Origin of the sequence: Desulfogranum japonicum DSM 18378, assembly GCF_000429945.1 — a bacterium.
Taxonomy (GTDB): domain Bacteria; phylum Desulfobacterota; class Desulfobulbia; order Desulfobulbales; family Desulfobulbaceae; genus Desulfogranum; species Desulfogranum japonicum.
The window spans coordinates 1-19,921 of sequence record NZ_AUCV01000013.1 but is presented as its reverse complement, the minus strand read 5'-3'; the positions used below and the strand labels follow the sequence as shown (position 1 = coordinate 19,921).

Sequence of the window (19,921 nt, the reverse complement as noted above, 5' to 3'; positions counted from 1 at the left end):
GGCACCCGTTGTAAAAACATTTCTGTTTTTTGCATAAGTATTGGATGTAGAGCAACGAAAGAGGAGTATGTTCGAGAAGGTGAAAGTACTGGGAATTACCTGACATCGTGTATATCATGAGATAAGCTCTTTTATTTGGGGAAATAAGAATCTCTGATTTTTAGGGTCACGGAAAATAATAAATGTCTAAAAAATGCGTAGGATATCGGTTTGGTGACCGTCGTCGTGTCAATGGTTCCATGCTGGGCGAATTGAGCCGCTGACGCGACGACGGTACCGAGTTGAGAGACAAGCAAGATTGGATAATTTATTTTTTCCGTGACCCTTAGGTATTGTATAACCTGTTTCAGGCTTTTCTAAAGAATAAAAGCTCAGGATTGCTGAAAAAACACATCTTTTCATCTTGTTTGTTTTCATGATCCTCTGTAGGAAAATGTCCTGGAGTTTTTATTACCTGAACAAAATGGACAGGGAAGGCACCAATGTTATTAGTGGGAGATATTGGCGGAACTAACACCCGTCTTGCAGTTTTTGCAAGAGAGCAGGGTGACTCAACGCCGCTTGTGAAAAAAAAATATCCTAGTCAGGAATATTGTTGTTTGGAAGACATTGTAACAAGCTTTATGAAAGAGCATGGTTTGTTTCCTGATAAAGGCGTATTTGGTGTTGCCGGACCGGTGAAGCGCAACAGGGCACGTATCACCAATCTTCCTTGGATAATAGATGGAGAAGAGTTGCAATCTGCCACCTGCCTTACACAAGCTGTACTGCTCAATGATATCCAGGCAATGGCCTATGCTCTTCCTTTCTTAAATGGAGATGACAGTGTTTGCATCTGTCATGGAATAGAAGAAAAAAAAGGGGTCAAGGCACTCATTGCACCGGGAACCGGGCTAGGTATGGGGTTTCTAACCTGGGACGGCAAAAAATATCGTGCCCATGGTTCCGAAGGGGGGCATACAGAGTTTGGCCCTCGAACCGAACTGGAAATTGAGTTGCTGAACTATCTGCGCCAGCGGTTTGAGCATGTGTCCTATGAGCGGGTCTGTTCTGGAATGGGTATTCCCAATCTGTATGCCTTTTTACGTGATACCGGTAAGTATGAAGAACCGAGGGAATTGAGAGAACAGTTTGAAAGAATTTCTGATATTACCCCGGTGATTGTACATGCCGCTGTTTGCGAGCCGGATAAATATCCCATCTGCGTTGCGGTGGTGGAGTTATTTGTTTCCATACTGGCAGCCCAGGCAGGCAACCTGGCTCTGACTGTTGCCTGTTCAGGAGGGCTCTATATTGGAGGCGGCATCCCGCCAAGGATTCTACAATATATGCACCAGAAAACTTTTGTCCGTATCTTTACTGATAAGGGGCGTCTCTCTGCTGCGCTTCGTGATATCCCGATACACCTGATCACTCGTTCAGATATTGCTCTGTTTGGGGCAGCGTGCTACGGAAGAGGACTTTACTGAAGATTTTTAGATATAGTATCGACAAGATAACGGGCGGCATGCTCTGCGCCTGCAAGATCAACTGGTATTACAGGAGGTCTGTACGGAGAGGTAAGCATTTCATGGATTTTTTCAGCGAAAAAGGGGCCTGAAAAAGCACTGGTATGTACTGGCGTGAGAAGCTCTTGCCCATTGCAGGTGAGGAGTTCCAGGTGGTTCTGTTGTTCGTTGTCCTGCATTTCACGCAGCAAAACCAGTGCAGGTACCTGGCAATACAAGACATCTGTAAGAGAGTTATAGCCGCCATGGATGATAGCCATTCGTGACTGTGCAAGGGTCGGCAGGTATTCTGCACCGAAATGACGAGTAGTTGTGTTATTTAATTCGGCCAGTTGCTGCAGGTTGCGTTTAAACGGATGGTGGCTATGCACCGGAGGGTGAAATACCACCCATTTACCGTACTGGCTGCCGAGTTGTGAGAGAGCCTGGTACAGACTCCTGATCAGGGTGAATCCATGCTCATCAAACCAGGGCAGGGCAATGGTGCCAGCGTAGATTTTTTTTCTATGATCCTCCCCTCCTTCAAGGGCCATGATTTCCCGCATTCTGGATACATATCCTGCTGTTTCCACTTTTGTGTTGAATGTATGTGCCACTTCGTGGATATGAGAAGAGCCTAAAATCGTGCTGTCTCCATACCACAGCAGGCCGCGGTAGTACTGTGCAAAAGTTTTTCTGGAAAGGGTAGAGTGTACCTGACGGACTTTACCGACAATGCCCCGGACTCCAAGGAACCATGATGTTGAATATTGTTGTGATGCCTGGAGTGCCGGTAGCAATTCCTTATGTTTGCCTGTAGGTGAATGATCAGCCAGGACAAGCTTGGGGCGATAGAGGTTGATTATGTCTTGTAACTGTTGAGCCCGTATTGTGCCCAGTTCTTTATCTGGGAAATTAGATTTGCCATCAACACCCTTTGATATACCATTTTGTACCGTGGTTTCGTATCCTGGCAGTTTCAGCCAATCCAGTTCACTACCAGCCCTGAGGCTTTCAATATATGGTGATCCGGTCACCAGTAGCACCTTGCATGCAGGAAAAAGGCGGCGTACAGCCATGCCAATGGCTACGGATCGCCCCGCATGCCCTATTCCTCGTCCGTCATGACAGTAAAGGAGGATGTCGAGCCGATTACTCAACTTCATCTCTGCTTCCCAATATCTCTTCAACTTTCTGACGACAGCGTTTTCCTTTGCATGAACCGTCGCCAATGCCTGTTTTTTCCGCCACCTCTTCAAAAGAGCGGGCACCATTTTCAATGGCTTGCATAAGAGCAAAAAGCTTTATTCCTTTGCATATGCACCCAGGCTTCACTCTTGCCAGGACAGTTGTCTCATTTTCCACTCGAAACCTCCTGCAATTGCTCGAATAGAGTTTTGGCCAGTTGAGGACCTATACCTGAAACCGCTTGCAGGTCTTCAATGGTTGCCTCTTTCAGACGTTTATAACTGCCAAAAGTTTTTAGAAGAAGTTTTTTTCTTTTCTCTCCAATGCCGACCAGATTGTCCATTTGCGAGTGGAGTGTGTTGGCGTTACGCAGTTTACGGTGAAAGGTTATACCGAAACGATGGGATTCATCTCGTATTCGCATCAGATAAAGGAGAACAGGGGAATTGGCAGGCAGAAGAATAGGGTTTTTGCGTGCAGGTTTAAACAGTTTTTCCCCTTCATCCTGCTTTTCCTTGGCTATGGAGACAAGATCAACGCGATGGATGAGATCATAGTGATCCAACACAGCACGGGCTACACCGAGTTGGCCTTTACCTCCATCAATGAGCAGCATGTCAGGATAACTCTGCTGTTTTTTGCTCGGATCAAATCGGCGTTCCAGAACTTCCTGCATCATGGCGTAGTCATCTGGTGTGTCTTGTCTCTTGATGCGATAGTGACGATACTCCCGAGGCATTTTTTCACCTTCCACGTATCGAACAAGTGACCCAACAGCCTGTTTTCCGAGCAGATTTGATATGTCAAGACATTCAATGGTGTTCGGAATATTCATGAGCTGGAGTTTCTTTCTGAGTTCTGTTGCAAGGGTTTGCCAGCTCTTTGCCTTCTTTTCTTTATCAGAGAAGAGTTGTCTGGCATTGCGCAGGGCCATTTTCATCAGGCGTATACGTTTACCCTTTTGCGGAACATGCATGGAAACCGCGCTTCCCCGTAATTCAGTCAAATGTTCCTGAACCAGTTCCTGATCTTCAATATGGGTTGGCAGTAGCATCTCTTTTGGAGGAATTCGCTGGGGTGAATAGTATTGGAGAATCGTCTCTGCAAGAAGGGCTGCATCATCACCAATGGGGTCAGGGAGAAAAAAGCTTTGAGCGCCTGTAATGATACCACCCCTGATAAAAAGGATGGCCACCCCAACAGCCGCATCTTTTCGATGCAGGCCGAAAACATCCTGGTCAATGTGGTGGCTAGCAACTACAGACTGGTGTTCCAAGGTTTTTTCCAGTGCCTGTATCTGGTCTCTATACAGTGCTGCTTTTTCAAACTGAAGCTCCTGTGAAGCCTGTTGCATTTTCTGTTGCAGGGTCTCCATCACCTGGCTGGAATTCCCCTCGAGAATACGCAACACGTCATGTACATTTACCATATAGTCATTATGGTTCACCTTACCCGCACAGGGAGCAAGGCATCTGCCCATCTGGTAATTAAGACAGGGCCGCGGCCTTTCACGTACTGTACGGCAGCGACGCAACGGAAAGAGTGAATAAAGGAGTTTCAGTGTGGCTCGCATGGAAGTGGAGGAAGCATAAGGGCCGTAATATTTATTCCCGTCTTTCAGACGACGCCTGGTAACTCTGATTCTTGGCCATTCTTCGGACATGGTGACCATGATAAGGGGATAATTTTTATCATCACGAAGAATGACATTATACTTTGGACGGTGTTTTTTTATTAATGATGATTCAAGTATGAGCGCCTCTTTTTCCGTTGAAGTGAGAATCGTCTCCACTCGCCGAACATGGCGCAACATAACTGCCGTCTTGGAATACTCGGGCCCCGCGTAATGTGCATACTGGGCAAGGCGCTTTCGCAGATTGCGTGCCTTGCCCACATACAGTACTTCCTGTTTCCCGAGCATTTGATAAACACCTGGCCCGGTGCTGGCGGTCTTCAGAAAGTCGGTGGAAAGGGGAGAATCCCCTTTGGATGTAGCATCTCTATGGTTTGATGTAGGCATATCCTTCGCGTTGTAACTCGATGAGTTCGACTATGCCCGCTGGTACAACCTCGAACCCATCCACAATATTCTGGGGTGCAATATTGAATTTGGTTAAGGCGTTATTGCATACCTTAAAAGCCACAGATTCTTTCTGGAGAGCTTTTATGGTTTCCTTATGCGATACCCTGTCTTCCTCGGCAAGCAGGGTTACAGCAGGGCCATTAACCAAAATGACCAGATCATAAGGTTTTCCTTTGACTGCTTTGAGCAGGTTGGTCACATTTGCCAATGCAATACCCAGACGTTTTTCTTCATCCAGATCAATGTGGAATACAGCTTTGTAGATTATACTGGTCATCATAATAATTTCCCCCTTATATGTAATACTTTTATGATTGGAATGCTGCTTCAAACAACTTTCTGGTGTACTCCTGTTCAGGGTTGGTAAAAATCTGCCTTCCGTCTCCTGACTCGATGATCCTTCCATTTTGCATTACAACCACATGATCTGCTATGGCGCGAATGGTTCTCAAATCGTGACTAATAAACATGTAGGTTATACCATAAGTCTTCTGTATTTTTTTGAGAAGAAGGAGAATCTGTTTCTGAATGGTCATATCCAAAGCACTGGTAGGTTCGTCCAGAATCAGGAAGGATGGTTTCAGGATCAGTGCACGTGCAATGGCAATGCGTTGGCGTTGGCCCCCTGAAAATTCATGGGGGAAACGCGACATGAGGCCGGGGTCAAGCTCCACCTCCTGTAATGCTTCTGCGACCAGTTGTATTCTTTGCTTTTTGTTCAGGTCTTTTCTGTGTACGCGCAGGCCTTCCTCAATTATTTGCTCAATGGACATCCTGGGCGATAAGGACGAATACGGGTCCTGAAAAACAATTTGTATCTCCTTGCGTAATGGACGAAAGGCATGGGAGCTGAGTTTGTTGAGATCAACTGTACCTTGTTCTCTGTGGTAGCGGATATCCCCAGTGTATCCATTCAGGCCAAGGATACAGAGCGCTAGAGTTGATTTTCCGGAGCCAGATTCTCCAACGACTCCCAGGGTGGTTCCCCGGATGATATTCAGGCTCACCTGGTCCACAGCGTTAAAGGTGATTTTTTTACGTCGCAGTCCTTGCCATTTATATCCCATGATAAAAGAACAACTTACGCGTTCAAGTTCCATGAGCTTTTTTTTGCCCGTCACAGAAATTTTTTGCTCATTAGGCACAGCATTAAGCAGATGCCTGGTATATTCCTGCTTTGGTTTTTTGAAAATTTCCGCCGTGTTTCCCTGTTCGACAATACGACCCTGGTGCATAATTGAAATGGTATCTGAGCGTTTCCGGACCATGGGTAGATTGTGGGTAATCAAAAGAACAGCCATATTCAGTTCCTGCTGCAGATCACGAATCAAATTTAGAATTTGTTCTTGAACAGTGATATCCAGGGCGGTTGTCGGTTCGTCTGCTATCAGCAATTTGGGACGACAGGCAAGTGCCATTGCAATCACTACCCGTTGTCTCTGACCTCCGGAAAGCTGATACGGATAGTTATGAATGCGGTATTCAGGATCATGAATACCTGTACGTTCCAGCAGGGACAGGGCTGCCTGGTAGGCCTCTTTTTTACTCAGCTTCTGGTGTAGGAGAAGCGGCTCAATAAGTTGGTTGCCAACAGTATAAACAGGATTGAGCGAGGTCATGGGTTCCTGAAAGATCATGGAGATCTCGTTGCCGCGAAGTGCCCGCAATTCCGTTGGTGAGAGCAGAGTAATGTCATGCCCGCAAAAAACTATCCTGCCGCTTGTTTGTACATCTGTAATATCATCAAGCAGGCGCATGATAGAAAGAGCTGTTATGGATTTCCCTGAACCCGACTCGCCCACCAGAGCATGGGTTTCCCCTTCATTCAGAGTGAGATTGACATCGGTGATTTGAAATTGTTCATCCACAGGGGAATCATTAGATGCAAAGCGAAGGCAAAACTGTTCAATGTCAAGTAAACTGGTCATTGGATCGTGTAAGAAAACCTCAGATAGGTGTGTGTGCCTATCCAAAAATTACGTAAAATTGGGTAATGTTTTTTTCTGCAACTGTTTAGAGTCGCGGAAAATAATACATATTCAAAATTGCGTAGGATATCGGTTTGGTAACGTTGTCGCGTCAATGGTTCCATACTGGCCGTATTGAGCCATTGACGCAACAACGTTACCGAGTTGAGAGACAAGCAGGATTGGATAATTTATTTTTTCCGTGACCCTTATACCTTTCTCTACCATCTGCAGTGCCGTACGAGAATGCCACTTAATCATACATAAGCTTGAAAATGAACAGAAAATTGTTAGAGTGATGAACATGTGACTGTTCAGCAATATCTTTTTTCGTTTGAAAGTACTATTTGCATGAAAAATATGGATGGTATGTTTTTGATATTCCGTGGATAAAAAGTTTGACATAATTCTGGGGCGAAAGGAGTACTGATGTACAGGCAATATCATATTGTAATAAAAGTATTCGCTTCAACCAGGAAGGCAGCCAGGGCGCAACCTGACCTAAGATTCCACTATGGTAGCTGCTCTACCACCAATACAGTATATCCATGACCAGAAAAAAAAAGAACGTTCTCCATGTTTATAGAGATATTTCTGTATTTGCAGCATTTTCTTGTTTGTTTGGATGGCTGGTCGTAAGAGGAGGGCGCGAAATCGCCTATACATGGCACTGGAACCAGATACCTCGTTATTTTTTTCAGGTTGACGATGGCGTGTATGTTTCTGGTCCACTCATGAACGGCCTGCAGGTAACGCTGCAGATTATTGGTTTAAGTCTTGTGCTGGCTGGCATTTTGGGTCTTACGACAGCACTTCTGCGCATGTCCACTTCTCCGGTGGGGAGATGGATTGCAAGAATATACCTGGAGATTATTCGAAACACACCCCTTTTGGTGCAGATTTTTTTTCTGTATTTTGTCATGGCTCCGATTTTGGACGTGGGACGTTTTGCAACTGCTGTCCTGGCCTTGGGTATGTTTGAGGGTGCATATGCTTCAGAAATTTTTCGTGCAGGTATCTGTTCCATCGGACGGGGCCAGTGGGAAGCAGCGTACAGCAGTGGACTAAGTACCTTTGATACCTATCGTAAAGTTATTCTTCCCCAGGCTATTCGTAGAATCCTCCCGCCTTTGACCAGTCAGGCCGTCTCCCTGGTGAAGGATTCCGCACTGGTCAGTACCATTGCAGTCTATGACCTTACCATGGAAGGGAGAACTGTTATCGCAGAAACTTTTTTGACCTTTGAAATCTGGTTTACTGTGGCAGGAATGTATCTCTTCATAACCCTTATTCTTTCTGCAATCGCCAGTTTGCTTGAAAAATACGTTCCCCAAAGAACCGCATGAATGAGAATGCATCTGGCCTTAAGAGTCAGGTTCAACCCATTGTGGTTGTCGACAGTATCAGTAAAAGCTTTACCCATAATGTTAAAGTGCTGGATAACGTATCCACCCGGGTGACAAAGGGAGATGTGCTGGTAATTATAGGCCCTTCGGGATCAGGCAAGTCAACGTTTTTGCGATGTCTCAATGGATTGGAGGACATCGATCAGGGCACCATCCTTATCGATGGTATCCCCCTTGACGACCATGAAAAAAATCGCCTGAAAATCCGGAGGGAAGTAGGGATGGTATTCCAGTCCTTTCATCTCTTTCCTCATATGACCGTGCTGGAAAATGTAAACCTTGCCCAGAAGCTTGTAAGAAAAAAAAGTAAAATAGAGGCCACGCAGCTTTCAAAAGATTTATTGCAGAAGGTCGGTGTCGATGACAAGGCAGCCGTTTACCCCAATGAACTCTCAGGTGGCCAGCAGCAGCGTGTGGCCATTGCCAGGGCATTGGCCCTGATGCCCAAAATAATGCTTTTTGATGAGGCAACCAGCGCCCTTGATCCTGAAATGATAGGAGAAGTGCTTGATGTAATACGTGATCTCGCCAATGATGGGATGACCATGGTGGTCGTAACCCATGAAATGGGATTTGCCCGTGAGGTCAGTGACAGGGTGTTGTTCATGGAGCATGGCTGTGTTATTGAAGAAGCACCGACAGAACGCTTTTTTCAACAACCTGCCCAGGAGAGAACCCGCGCCTTTCTACGCAAAATTCTGTAATGGCGTCGTGGTTGGTGAGTGTTGCTGTCAATTATCCGTAAAATTCAAGGAGGAGCTATGATGAGAAACAGTTTGCGTCTTTTTTGGGTTCTCAATTGCATGATGATCGTTATTTGTACCTTTGCTGTTCATGCGCATGCTGCAGATATCCGGCAGCAGATTTCTGCGGCGAGCACCATTGAGCAGATCTACAAGCGAGGAAAAATACGTGTGGGTATGGACGTTTTTGTTCCTTATGCTATGAAAGATAAAAACAATGAACTTATAGGATTTGAGATAGATGTTGCCAAACAACTGGCAAAAGATATGGGAGTCGAAATCGAGTTCGTTCCCACAAAATGGTCAGGAATTATTCCCGCTCTGGTTGCGAATAAATTTGATGTCATCATAGGTGGCATGTCAGTTACACCAAAACGAAATCTCAAAATTAATTTCACCAATCCGTATTATTACACCAGCCAGGGTTTGCTGGCGAACAGGAAAATGACAGAGGGGTTTACGATCACAGATTTTAACTCCCCGGATGTCAGTATTGCTGCCCGTCTTGGTTCCACTGCTGCAGTAGCTGCTAAAGAGAATTTTCCCAAGGCGAAATTACGCCTGTTTGATGATGAGCCGGCTGCGGTTCAGGAAGTTAAAAATGGTCGTGTGCATGCAATGGTCGGCGGACAACCCTTACCGTTCAATATGGCAGCAGATTCTCCAGCCACTCTGGCCGCTTTTGATGATCAGCTCCTCAAGGAACCCATCAGTTTTGGTATTCGTAAAGGTGATGTGGATACCTTGAACTTTTTCAATAACTGGATTGAAATTGCCAAATCAAAGGGGACCATCGACAAACTGTACGATTACTGGTTTAAATCGACAGAATGGAAAAGCCTGATCGAATAAGTAGGTTCAGGTCGCAGATTGTGGTCCTCCCTAAGCAATCTTTCAGCCTTTTTTATATTCAATCCATGATAGATGACACGGTTTATGGATTCGACCTGCAGCAAGTTATATCTGAACCCGTACCGTTGATCTCAAGCATTTCTGGATAGACACAGGCCGTGCATAAAAGAGTATTCTACACACCATTGGATTTTATCCTTATATCCCTGCTGCTGGCCGCAGCAGGGTATGTCTTTTATCGGATAGCCTTTCATCTGGATTACTCCTGGAACTGGCACGTTATTCCCCAGTATCTCTTCCGTTATGATGTGGAGCGGGGCAGATGGGTGAGCAATTACCTGATAGACGGCCTGGTAACCACCATCCGTCTCAGTTTATGGGCTGGTATTCTTGCACTGGTTTTGGGCTTTTTTTTCGCTGTTATGAGGTTGAGTTCAAGCCTCTTTTTGCGTCTGTTTGCACGCTGCTATATAGAATTGATGCGAAATCTTCCTCCTGTGGTGATCATTTTTCTGTTTTATTTTTTTCTTGCAGATCAATTCCTGCCGTTATTACATCTTGAACAGGTAGTTAGTCGTTTACCCCCTCCATTACAAAGAATAGAGGAGTTTCTTTTCGGGGATCCCGCAATTCTTAGCCCCTTTGTTTCGGCCATGATTACCCTCGCGGCATTTGAAAGCGCCTATGTTGCTGAAATATTCCGTGCCGGGATTGAATCCGTTGAAAATCATCAACGGGAAGCAGCCTATGCCCTTGGTTTGAAAAATCATCAGACAATGCGTCATATTATTCTGCCCCAGGCCTTGATCAGAGTACTGCCGCCCTTGTCGGGTCAACTCATTTCTTTGATTAAAGATTCAGCTATTGTCTCGGTGATTTCCATTCAGGAGTTAACCTATCAGGGAACACAGCTCATGGCTTCGACGTACATGACCATAGAAGTCTGGACAACCATAGCTTTGCTGTACCTTCTGCTTACTTTTCCCTGTTCAGTTATGGTAAGCTACCTCGAGTCCAGGTTTGCGAGATCCTGAAGCCCCACGGTAAATATTGCACAAGTTTCCATAACGTATTACCTGTGCACATGGAGCCATACTTCTCATGAAAAACAGTTTAGGTGATCCTGATGTTTAACTCGCTAAAGCGTCTAATCTGCGTGGCCGCAGCAATAGCCATCTTTTGGGCCCCCGTACAGTCGCAAGCGTTAACCATAGGCGAAGAACGTGCCATTGGTGAGCAACTTCTTTATTCGGTTCGCGCTCAATTCACGGTTTTTGATGACCCTGATATCAGTAGGTATATTAACAATCTTGGTCAGCAGGTTCTTGTTACGGCTGGTCCTCAATATTTTGATTATCACTTTTTCGTTGTTCTTAGTGATCAGTTTAATGCATTTGCAGCACCTGGAGGTTTGGTCTTTTTTTACTCAGGCCTGATAGAAACCATGCACTCTGAGGATGAATTGCTCAGTGTTCTTGCGCACGAAATCGGGCATGTTGTAAGCAGGCATATTGCATCCAGGGTGGATAAAAGCACCAAAGTGGGAGCAGCCTCCCTTGCACTTGGCCTGGCAGGACTTGCACTCGGTGTGCCTGCATTGAGTCAGGGGCTGCTGGCGGGTTCCATGGCAGCCGCGCAGACTGCGCAGCTGCAGTATAGCAGGCAGGATGAAGAACAGGCAGATAGATTGTCTTTTCAATGGATGCAGGAGATGCACCGTAATCCCAATTCCATGGAGGGGATGCTGCGGACTATGCGCCGTATAACGCGTTATAGTTCAAGCAAGGTGCCCCAATATCTTTTGACCCATCCCAACCCTGAAGCTCGTATAGGGTATGTTCAGTCACTGTTGGAAATGGATGACAGGCAAAGTGAAGATTACTATGAAAAAACAAATAATTTTGCTTTTTTACGATTCAAATATAGAGTGTTGCTGCATGCCATAGATAGAGATAAGATGAGGATATCCTGTGCCAACACCATTGCCTCTGGCAAGGATGCCGTTGCTGTGACAATGGCTCATTTCGGAATGGCGTTGCTGGAAACCGAAGATCATAACTATGAGCAGGCTTTCAATCATCTGCAGATTGTACAGGAAGCCTATCCCGATGAACATATCCTCGAGATTGATCGAGCCGTCATTTATCTCGCATCTAATCAGGTCAAGCAGGCAGAGGAGATTCTCAGCAAGGTGTTGCATACCTACCAGAATGATACATATGCCATGTATCAACTTTCCCAGGCAGAATATAGACTTGGCAATCTGGATGCTGCAGCAGGTCTCCTGAAGAGGATATCTTATGCAATGCCTGAATATGCTCAGATGTATTATGATCTGGGAAAAATCTGCTCCGATCAGGGAAAGGCGTCCCAAAGTAGATTTAATCTGGCCAAGTATCACCTCTATCAAGGGAGAGTAAAAGAGGCCAAACAGTATTTTGAAGGAGCTGCAAAGGATAAGGATCTGACTGAAGATGAGAAAAATGAAGCCCAGCAGATATTGGAGAAACTGAAAGAGTTGGAGAAAAAAGGTTAAAGGTACTAATCATGTTAAAACGTTTTTCAATTTCCCTTGAAGAAAATTTGCTCGGTAAATTCGATACCTATCTTGAAGATAAAGGTTACTCAAATCGATCTGAAGCTGTTCGTGACCTTATTCGCAAGGCGCTGGTCAATGAAGAATGGGAACAGGATGCGGAGGTCGTCGGGGTGGTCACGCTGGTATATGATCACCACAGACCTCAATTACAGGAACGTATTACCGAGCTTCAGCATGATTATTACCAGCAGATTACCTCCACAACCCATGTGCATATGGATCATCACAACTGCCTGGAAGTAACTATAGTGAAAGGGAAAGCTTCAAGTGTTCAGGAGCTTGCAGAAAGCCTTATAGCACTGAGAGGGGTAAAAGACGGCAGTCTGACCATGTCAAGTACAGGCGGGCATTTGCATTAGCCCATAAATGATCTTTTCGGAGTATCGTTTCGCCTACTTTCGAGATTACATTTCGAGCATAACGCAAAACTTGGTCAAAAAGGCCATTTATGGGCAGCCTGACAGTTACTGCAGGACAGGCTCTGCAACGTTTAGATAGATAAACTGTTTTATGATGTATAATGAGGGCAGATGTAGTCTTTTCGCAGTTCTTAAATAGTTACGTTGGCTAAAAAACGGCTGTTTAATCTGTTTTCTTGTTTTTGCGCCAGTTGGAATGGGTAATGCCGAATTTTTTGATTTTGTAATTCAATGCTCTGGGGCTTATTCCCAACCGTTTTGCAGCATTTTTCTGTACCCAGAGGGCATTTTCCAATGCATACAGGATTGCCTCTCTTTCCTGTAGCTGAAGAGACTCGCCATTGTTGAATGTCTTGGAGAGATTTTTGTCTATGGTGTCCGGCAGTTGAATGGATTCAGGTTGAATATGATCTCTTTCTTCAAGAATAACTGCGCGTTCAATGGTGTTGGCGAGTTGTCTGATATTTCCGGGCCACTCGTAATCCTTCAGAATTTTTATAGCTTGAGGAGAAAAACCATGAATCGTCCGTTTCATGGATATAGCGGCTTTGGCAAGAAGGCGCTTTGCCAGGGGCTCAATGCATTGGCTTCTTTCTCGAAGTGTTGGCAGGCTGATGGGTAATACATTGATTCGATAGTACAAATCTTCTCGAAATTTCCCTTCTGCAACTTGCATTGGCAGGTCTCTGTTGGTGGCCGCTATAATGCGAACATCTGCATGGATAGTTTTGTTACCTCCAACACGTTCAAATGATTTTTCTTCTATAACCCTGAGCAGTTTAGCCTGAATTTCCAAAGGGATCTCGCCGATCTCGTCAAGAAATATTGTGCCGCCATTAGCCTGTTCAAATCGGCCTATGCGTTGTTTATCCGCACCGGTGAAAGCTCCTTTTTCATGCCCAAACAGCTCACTTTCCAGGAGGGAGCCTGGAATGTTGGCGCAATTAATTTTTATAAAAGGGCTGTTTTTACGTGGGGAATTATAATGAATTGACCCGGAAAGAAAGCTCTTACCAGTACCAGTTTTTCCCGTGATAAGTACAGTGGAGTCTGTTAAAGCAAATTTTTTCAAGTTTTTAACTACAGCTTTAAAGGTGGGTGATTCCGCAATAATGGCATCGAGATCATAAATGATATCCTGCTTGCCTCGTAAATATGCAATTTCATTTTTCAGCCGCCTTTCTTCCAATGCTTTTTCTACGGCCAGTCGTAGCCTCGGAGAACTAAAAGGCTGTGGGATGAAGTTGGTTGCACCATTTTTTATCGCTGCTACAATATCGTCTGTGCAGTCATCTTTTCCAGTGATAATAATGGGCGTGTAAGGCGTAGTACTATGGGCCTGTTCAATCAGTTGGAAGGATGATCCATTGGATGTATCCATCCCGATGAGGATAACATCGTACTGATTTTTGCCTATTGCCTGTTGGAATAAACCTGCATCGTTCTCAAAGGTTATCAGGTTGGATATAGGAGAAAGCGCGGAGGTTATATTTCGCTTGTTTTCATCATGTGATTCAAACGCCAGAACAGCTACTTTCTGTGATTTCATAGAATTGTGATTGATTCCGAAGCGCATTGGTATTTCGATTTTGTGACTGTAATCTCTTTTTGGTAATTATATAACTTTGAGCTTTGTAAAGTAAAGGCGGAGAGCATATTATTTGGTTGTTCTCTGTATGGGTATAATATTTTGATATGGCAGAAAGTTTTATGATCCCTGCGGATACGCATTATATGAATCTGGCATATATGTATGCTGAAAATGCGGCCCAAATGGACGAGGTACCCGTGGGGGCTGTTCTTGTAAGTCATTCAGGCCTTATCCTTGCCGGTGCGGGAAATAATTGTATTCGTAGCTGTGACCCGACCGGTCATGCCGAAATACACGTTTTGCGGCAGGCTGGATTACGATTATGTAATTACAGGTTTCCCGGTACAACAATGTACATTACTTTGGAGCCATGTGCCATGTGTGCAGCAGCCATGGTACATGCACGTGTTTCGAGATTGGTGATCGGAGCTGATGACCCTAAAACCGGAGCCGTTTACTCGCGTTATGAAATAGGTTCGGATGGCAGGTTAAATCACTCTTTTAAGGTGGAGTCTGGGGTGTTAAAGGAGCAATGCAGTCAGATATTAAAGGATTTTTTTAAAAAAAAGCGATAATTTTACTTGTCAAAAAGGCAAACACCGTTTAAAAAGGAACGCTCGTAAGCGCATCAACGCAACGAATTTAAATGGAAGTAAACTTCGGAGAGGTGACCGAGTGGCTTAAGGTGCACGCCTGGAACGCGTGTGTACGAAAGTACCGTGAGTTCGAATCTCACCCTCTCCGCCATATATAGAAAAGGCTCGATATCAGACTAGATATCGAGCCTTTTTTGTTTGCAGCCGTTGGCGGGACCAATTGAGGGCCGTTTATAAAGGCCAAAAAATACCCAGGTATCGCTTAATTCACGCATTCTATCCTTGTATTCTATTCTGAATATTGTAGCTTAATTAATTATTGCTGTTCAATAAGCGTTCTCCGTGACTGTCGTTAAAACACTCGCCATGTAGCATAGAATTGCCATGGGAGTGTGGTAAACTATGCTCGATAACAGGCGTTTTTGATATGTTATCGAGAAACTTCATAACTGCTTGTTAAATGATATATAAAAATCCAATTTGGCTAAAAAGTGTACTGGTGTTGGGACTTCTCTTTTTCCCAGCCTTCACAATACTTTCATGCATCTTTGCTTTTCACGATATGCCTGAAAATATCCTGTCTTCAGCAATCTATCTTACCATTGCTCCTATATTCGGATATTTTGCACTTGAAGGGTTTAGACTATCAAAATTCATAAATGTTGAGATATCAGTACAAGATGATGGTATTCAAACTAAAATAGGAAAAGAAATTAAACAATTTGGTTGGTATCAAGTAGGAAGGGTGAAAAACTACAAAGCTATACAACTCTACAAAGTGTTCAGCAAAGAAAACCAATTAATCTTCATTGTCGACCATATGCTGCCAGGTTTTACTGACTTGAAATATATAATAGAAGAAAAAGCAAACATTTAACCAGACGTTCGAGTGGACAAATACCCATCGGGCGAATTCGTTCTCAATAGTTCAGTGGCGCCAATCGTCCCGGGTTGTTTTTTACCTTCGTTTGGGTATTTGCCTCTCAACTTAACGTTGGTGCGCCAGGCGCAGCTTGGCACTTCTTGCAGGGTGACCTGCTATAAAGCAGGAAGTCCCTGTCGGGCAAAGCTTAGCCAGCAGCCCGTACCGAGTGTTGCGCGACTCGCGGAGCCATTTGGCGAACAACAGTCGTGAAACGTACACAGGGAACATTGCAGGCCGCATGGGAGACGTACCTCCCTTAAGCAATTCAGCCTCGTCAGAGTAAAATGCATTTGGCGACGATTTTAACGTTTCGGAAGCCAGAACAAAGGAATCGTTATGGCAAGATTCTGGAGGGACTGCCGGGGTCCTAGAGCGTGGCATGTAATGAGAGAAGTGTCAGGAACCCGGAGTCTACGCTTACCTGGGAGGCCCTTTTATCTCCTCTCAAAACGGAGGTAAGATGTATCAACCACAAGAAGAGCATCTGATGGGTAAAAGGGAGTCAGATCATTCCATAGTACTCCGAGACGGTAGGGCCGATCACATGGGGAAGGGAATGGCGGTAGTATGTAGCTCGCAAAGGAAACATATGCAGATAAGACAGGCTGATAAACATATGCAAACCTCACTGCGGGGGATAGCAAAGGAAGCTAAACTGCTTCTGTACGAAGCGAATACTATTGAGGAGCCCTGTGCGGGAAAACCGCACGCAGGGATCTGCGAGGGGACGGTCGGGTAACTGGCCGTTCTACCTCGATTATTTTTTTCAAGTTTATATTTCAATCTATAGAAAGGTATCCGTCGGTTTAACCAATAAAGCAGGAGGGAAAAAATGAGTAAAAGAACTTTTATTTTTATCGTCGCAGTTATTTTTTTGTCCCTGTCGTTTGGGTCGGCTTTGAGTGTTGCACACGCAGCAGAAGACAAATTCGGTGGTCTTGGTCTGAAAGTAGCGCAAATATATGAGCAGGAGACAGGAAACCACATGGGTTCTCTGGTTGTTCTTGATGTACTTGATGGGACTCCGGCTTCAAAAAGCGGTATTCAGAGAGGGGATGTCATTACGCATATCAACGGCGAACCTACAAAAGGCAAGACGTTCAAATATCTGATCATGGAAAAGCTAAGAGGGAAAATAGGTTCAAAAGCAGACATTTCAATTGAACGGGCAGAGGTTAAGGCACCTCTGAATTTTTCCCTTACAAGAATTGAGATAACTTATACCCCTGAACAGAAACAATAATTCATCTTAAAAAACGTGGAACAAAATATAATCCATCGCTCCTCGTGCCGAGATAAATTCGAAACCTTGGGAGGCATATAAATACTGAAATTGGTTATTGTTACCCAGTGGGTGAGAACACAAAAGTTCAAGTTCCGCCTGCCTAAAGCATAGCCAGCAGCGCAGTAGAGAAGTCTGAGAGTAAATCCGGTGACGGAAAGTCCGAAGCCAGGTTGATCAAGGATGCAGGGTCTGTATTGAATCCCGAAACATGTATAGTGGTGGTCAAGAAGGATAAACTCAAATTTTAGGAGAAAGCCGACGGTCTGGAGCGATAGGAAGGTAGCAGTCCTTAGAACGATATGGCAAGTACTTAGGACACCACCGGGATCTTAGACCAGGTCATGAATTCACAGGGGCAACTCGGGAACTCAGGAGAGCCAGTTGTGTCCTTGTACCGTAAAGGTTGGAGAAACCTTTTAAACTCCAGGCATCCATTGAGAGGCCCCGCTTTATGCACAACCTGTGAAGCGTATCTGGCTAGATAAGGAAGGCGGAAAGAAGCGACCCATTGGTATCTCGGCTCTGGAAGACAAGATAGTTCAGAAAGCAGTAGCCAAGATACTTGATGTTATTTACGACAAAGATTTTCACACATTTTCACATGGATTTCGTGAGGATCACAGTCAACATATGGCATTGCATGAACTGCGTGAGCAGAACATTAATTTTGTAGTTGATGCAGACGTCAGTGGATTTTTTTGATAACATTGACAAGAAGCTGCTGATAGAAATACTAAAGCAGCGAGTCAATGATGGAGGGCTTCTCCGGTTGATCGGTAAATGGCTTAACGCTGGAATCGATGAATCTGGTGAGCTGAGTTACCCTGAGAAGGGTACTCCGCAAGGGGCAGTTATTTCTCCTGTGCTCAGTAACATATTTCTACATCACGTACTGGATGACTGGTTTGTTAAGGAGGTCCAGCCAACACTTGGCTGTCATTCCTTCCTTATAAGGTTTGCCGATGATTTTATTATCGGTTGTGAACTGAAAACCGATGCGGAGCGCGTTCTGGCATTACTGAAAGAACGTTTCAAAAGCTTTGCTCTCAGTCTGCACCCAGACAAGATGAAACTACTTCCGTTTGGAGAACCACCGAGCAGTGCCAAGGTGGACAAGCGAAATGGTACATTCGACTTTCTGGGGTTTACCTTCTACTGGTCAAAAGTGAGGAAGGGATATTGGGTGGTTAAGAAGAAGACGATTGGTAAGCGATTAAATCGTTTCATAAAAACTATCTGGGGATGGTGTCGTGATAACCGTCATGATCCGCTCAAAGAGCAGTATGTTACTCTTTGTCAGAAACTGAACGGCTATTACCAGTACTATTGAGTTCGTGGTAATTTCAAAGCTCTCGAGGTGGTGTATGAAGCTGCCGAGAAGGCATGGCGCTTTTGGTTAGGTCGTCGTTCCCATAAGGGTTGTGTTATATGGGAAAAGTTTGAAAGAATTCGGGCCTCTTTTCCATTCCCAAAGCCCAGAATAATCCTCAACATTTAGCAAGGAACTGTACTGCAGGGTAGCAATAGTTATGCACCCAACGGGGTGTCGTCTGTTGGGCTAACCATTGGCATAGAGCCTTTGGTTACCGCGGAACCGTATGAGGGAAATCTTTACGTACAAGGGAGTCAGATCATTCCATAGTACTCCGAGACGGTAGGGCCGATCACATGGGGAAGGGAATGACTGTCGTATGTAGCCCGCATAAGGAAACATATGCAGATAAGACAGGCTGATGAACATATGCAAACCTCACTGCGGGGGATAGCAAAGGAAGCTAAACTGCTTCTGTACGAAGCGAATACTATTGAGGAGCCCTGTGCGGGAAAACCGCACGCAGGGATCTGCGAGGGGACGGTCGGGTAACTGGCCGTTCTACCTCGATTGGTCTTTGAATAAAATGAAAGTAAAACCACCTGTAAATATGCATTCTGGCCCCATCAAACTTATTTTTGAAAAAATAGTTGATATTGAACCAGGTGGAGAACTTGTTCCTTTTTACCATTTCAAAATCACAAAAGAGGATGGAACTGAAGTTGGTCACATTAATTTCAAGGTCGGAGACACAAATCATATAAGGCAATGCGTTGGACATATCGGCTATGAAATCTTACCTGAATTTAGAGGCAATTCTTTCTCGTATCTTGCATGTAATGCTATCAGACCATTTGTTCGAAATTTCTATGACAAAGTTATTCTGACCTGTGATCCGGAAAATGTTTCTTCATTGAAAATAATACAAAAACTGAACGGTAAGTTTCTTAATGAAATCATGGTCCCCAAGCATGATCCTTCTTATAAAAGCGGCTCAAAGCTAAGAAGGCGTTACGAATGGGAACCATAACCTCCGGGTGAACTTGAGCGGGCAAAACGACGCGCCCGCCAAGTTACCCGCACGTTCTGTTTCTGATTATGAATGATCTCAAGTTATATAGTTTAGGTATAATAAATAAAGGGCTCCTCGCTACATCATGTGGGTAAGCCATAATTAAGTTTCCCACCGATAATGTATGCGATAGTGATAAGGTTTGGTTTGGTCCTGTATCCACGAGCCCTTGCTTTAGCGGCTTTTATGAGACTGTTCATCCCTTCAAGTAATCCGTTCGAGATGTAAGAAGAGAACCATTGGAGAACACCTTCCCAATGGCGTTTGATGGTGTAAGCAGCCTGTTTGATAGGCTCCAGCCGACTGTGCGTGGCCCAGAAGTACCATTTTTTTAAATATTGCTCTGCGTCTTGCGGTTTTTGAGTAAAGAGTTCCTGAAAATTGAGTTTAATCTGA

General features: G+C 44.7%; 21 protein-coding genes and 1 tRNA gene. 15 read left to right on the top strand and 7 right to left on the bottom strand.

What is annotated here, in order from left to right; genetic code table 11:
• The first annotated feature begins 482 nt into the window (after window positions 1–482).
• Complete coding sequence (gene glk, locus G493_RS0107640) at window positions 483–1,469, top strand: glucokinase (protein ID WP_028579903.1); 987 nt, start codon at window positions 483–485, stop codon at window positions 1,467–1,469.
• On the opposite strand, the gene G493_RS28320 is transcribed toward glk, so the two are convergent.
• From G493_RS28320 to G493_RS0107615, 5 genes are read right to left on the bottom strand one after another with little or no spacing between them, the layout of a single operon-like run.
• Window positions 1,463–2,653, bottom strand: a complete 1,191-nt coding sequence (locus G493_RS28320; protein WP_035273950.1) for a glycosyltransferase — start codon at window positions 2,651–2,653, stop codon at window positions 1,463–1,465. The genes glk and G493_RS28320 overlap by 7 nt on opposite strands.
• A complete protein-coding gene (locus G493_RS32950; RefSeq protein WP_051309113.1) occupies window positions 2,640–2,852 on the bottom strand; it encodes a (2Fe-2S)-binding protein in 213 nt (70 codons plus the stop codon). Before G493_RS32950 ends, G493_RS28320 begins: the two co-directional genes overlap by 14 nt.
• Window positions 2,842–4,695, bottom strand: coding sequence for an excinuclease ABC subunit UvrC (gene uvrC, locus G493_RS0107625; RefSeq protein WP_084813476.1), 1,854 nt, complete (start codon window positions 4,693–4,695; stop codon window positions 2,842–2,844). Before uvrC ends, G493_RS32950 begins: the two co-directional genes overlap by 11 nt.
• A complete protein-coding gene (locus G493_RS0107620; protein ID WP_232363730.1) occupies window positions 4,676–5,038 on the bottom strand; it encodes a DsrE family protein in 363 nt (120 codons plus the stop codon). Before G493_RS0107620 ends, uvrC begins: the two co-directional genes overlap by 20 nt.
• Before the next feature lie 28 nt (window positions 5,039–5,066).
• Window positions 5,067–6,686, bottom strand: a complete 1,620-nt coding sequence (locus G493_RS0107615) for an ABC transporter ATP-binding protein (protein ID WP_028579899.1) — start codon at window positions 6,684–6,686, stop codon at window positions 5,067–5,069.
• 587 nt (window positions 6,687–7,273) lie between these two features.
• Here G493_RS0107615 and G493_RS28315 point away from each other — a divergent pair.
• From G493_RS28315 to nikR, 6 genes are all read left to right on the top strand, one after another.
• The gene (locus tag G493_RS28315; RefSeq protein WP_035273949.1) at window positions 7,274–8,071 is read left to right on the top strand and encodes an amino acid ABC transporter permease; all 798 of its coding nucleotides are present in this window, start codon (window positions 7,274–7,276) and stop codon (window positions 8,069–8,071) included.
• Window positions 8,072–8,109: 38 nt separating this feature from the next.
• Window positions 8,110–8,835, top strand: coding sequence for an amino acid ABC transporter ATP-binding protein (locus G493_RS0107600; RefSeq protein ID WP_028579897.1), 726 nt, complete (start codon window positions 8,110–8,112; stop codon window positions 8,833–8,835).
• Between the two features lie 57 nt (window positions 8,836–8,892).
• On the top strand, window positions 8,893–9,726 hold the full coding sequence (locus G493_RS0107595; protein WP_051309112.1) for a transporter substrate-binding domain-containing protein: 834 nt from the start codon (window positions 8,893–8,895) through the stop codon (window positions 9,724–9,726).
• Between the two features lie 158 nt (window positions 9,727–9,884).
• Window positions 9,885–10,760: an amino acid ABC transporter permease gene (locus tag G493_RS0107590; protein ID WP_028579895.1), complete on the top strand. Its 876-nt coding sequence runs from the start codon at window positions 9,885–9,887 to the stop codon at window positions 10,758–10,760.
• A 92-nt stretch (window positions 10,761–10,852) separates the two neighbouring features.
• Window positions 10,853–12,262 (top strand): beta-barrel assembly-enhancing protease, encoded by a 1,410-nt coding sequence (locus tag G493_RS0107585; RefSeq protein WP_028579894.1) that lies wholly within the window; start codon window positions 10,853–10,855, stop codon window positions 12,260–12,262.
• Between the two features lie 8 nt (window positions 12,263–12,270).
• A complete protein-coding gene (gene nikR / locus G493_RS0107580; RefSeq protein ID WP_035273948.1) occupies window positions 12,271–12,684 on the top strand; it encodes a nickel-responsive transcriptional regulator NikR in 414 nt (137 codons plus the stop codon).
• Window positions 12,685–12,907: 223 nt separating this feature from the next.
• Here the strand turns inward: nikR and G493_RS0107575 are convergent, their stop codons facing one another.
• The gene (locus tag G493_RS0107575; protein WP_028579892.1) at window positions 12,908–14,293 is read right to left on the bottom strand and encodes a sigma-54-dependent transcriptional regulator; all 1,386 of its coding nucleotides are present in this window, start codon (window positions 14,291–14,293) and stop codon (window positions 12,908–12,910) included.
• A gap of 146 nt (window positions 14,294–14,439) precedes the next feature.
• Here G493_RS0107575 and tadA point away from each other — a divergent pair, with 146 nt between their 5' ends.
• The 8 genes from tadA to G493_RS0107535 all read left to right on the top strand — a co-directional run bounded on the left by tadA (window position 14,440) and on the right by G493_RS0107535 (window position 19,483).
• Complete coding sequence (gene tadA, locus G493_RS0107570) at window positions 14,440–14,910, top strand: tRNA adenosine(34) deaminase TadA (protein WP_035273947.1); 471 nt, start codon at window positions 14,440–14,442, stop codon at window positions 14,908–14,910.
• A gap of 86 nt (window positions 14,911–14,996) precedes the next feature.
• Window positions 14,997–15,082 (top strand) — tRNA-Ser (locus G493_RS0107565).
• A gap of 309 nt (window positions 15,083–15,391) precedes the next feature.
• A complete protein-coding gene (locus tag G493_RS0107560) occupies window positions 15,392–15,808 on the top strand; it encodes a hypothetical protein (RefSeq protein ID WP_028579890.1) in 417 nt (138 codons plus the stop codon).
• A gap of 508 nt (window positions 15,809–16,316) precedes the next feature.
• The gene (locus G493_RS0107555; protein ID WP_028579889.1) at window positions 16,317–16,595 is read left to right on the top strand and encodes a hypothetical protein; all 279 of its coding nucleotides are present in this window, start codon (window positions 16,317–16,319) and stop codon (window positions 16,593–16,595) included.
• A gap of 93 nt (window positions 16,596–16,688) precedes the next feature.
• A complete protein-coding gene (locus G493_RS0107550) occupies window positions 16,689–17,099 on the top strand; it encodes a PDZ domain-containing protein (protein ID WP_028579888.1) in 411 nt (136 codons plus the stop codon).
• A 504-nt stretch (window positions 17,100–17,603) separates the two neighbouring features.
• On the top strand, window positions 17,604–17,843 hold the full coding sequence (locus G493_RS33955; RefSeq protein WP_051309111.1) for a reverse transcriptase domain-containing protein: 240 nt from the start codon (window positions 17,604–17,606) through the stop codon (window positions 17,841–17,843).
• Window positions 17,830–18,471, top strand: coding sequence for a reverse transcriptase domain-containing protein (locus G493_RS33950; protein ID WP_051309110.1), 642 nt, complete (start codon window positions 17,830–17,832; stop codon window positions 18,469–18,471). Before G493_RS33955 ends, G493_RS33950 begins: the two co-directional genes overlap by 14 nt.
• A 568-nt stretch (window positions 18,472–19,039) precedes the next feature.
• Entirely contained in the window at window positions 19,040–19,483 is a 444-nt protein-coding gene (locus G493_RS0107535) for a GNAT family N-acetyltransferase (RefSeq protein WP_028579887.1), read from the top strand.
• Window positions 19,484–19,608: 125 nt separating this feature from the next.
• Here the strand turns inward: G493_RS0107535 and G493_RS28305 are convergent.
• Window positions 19,609–19,921, bottom strand: a 313-nt coding sequence (locus G493_RS28305; protein ID WP_035273946.1) for a transposase, incomplete at its 5' end; no start/stop codon positions are given.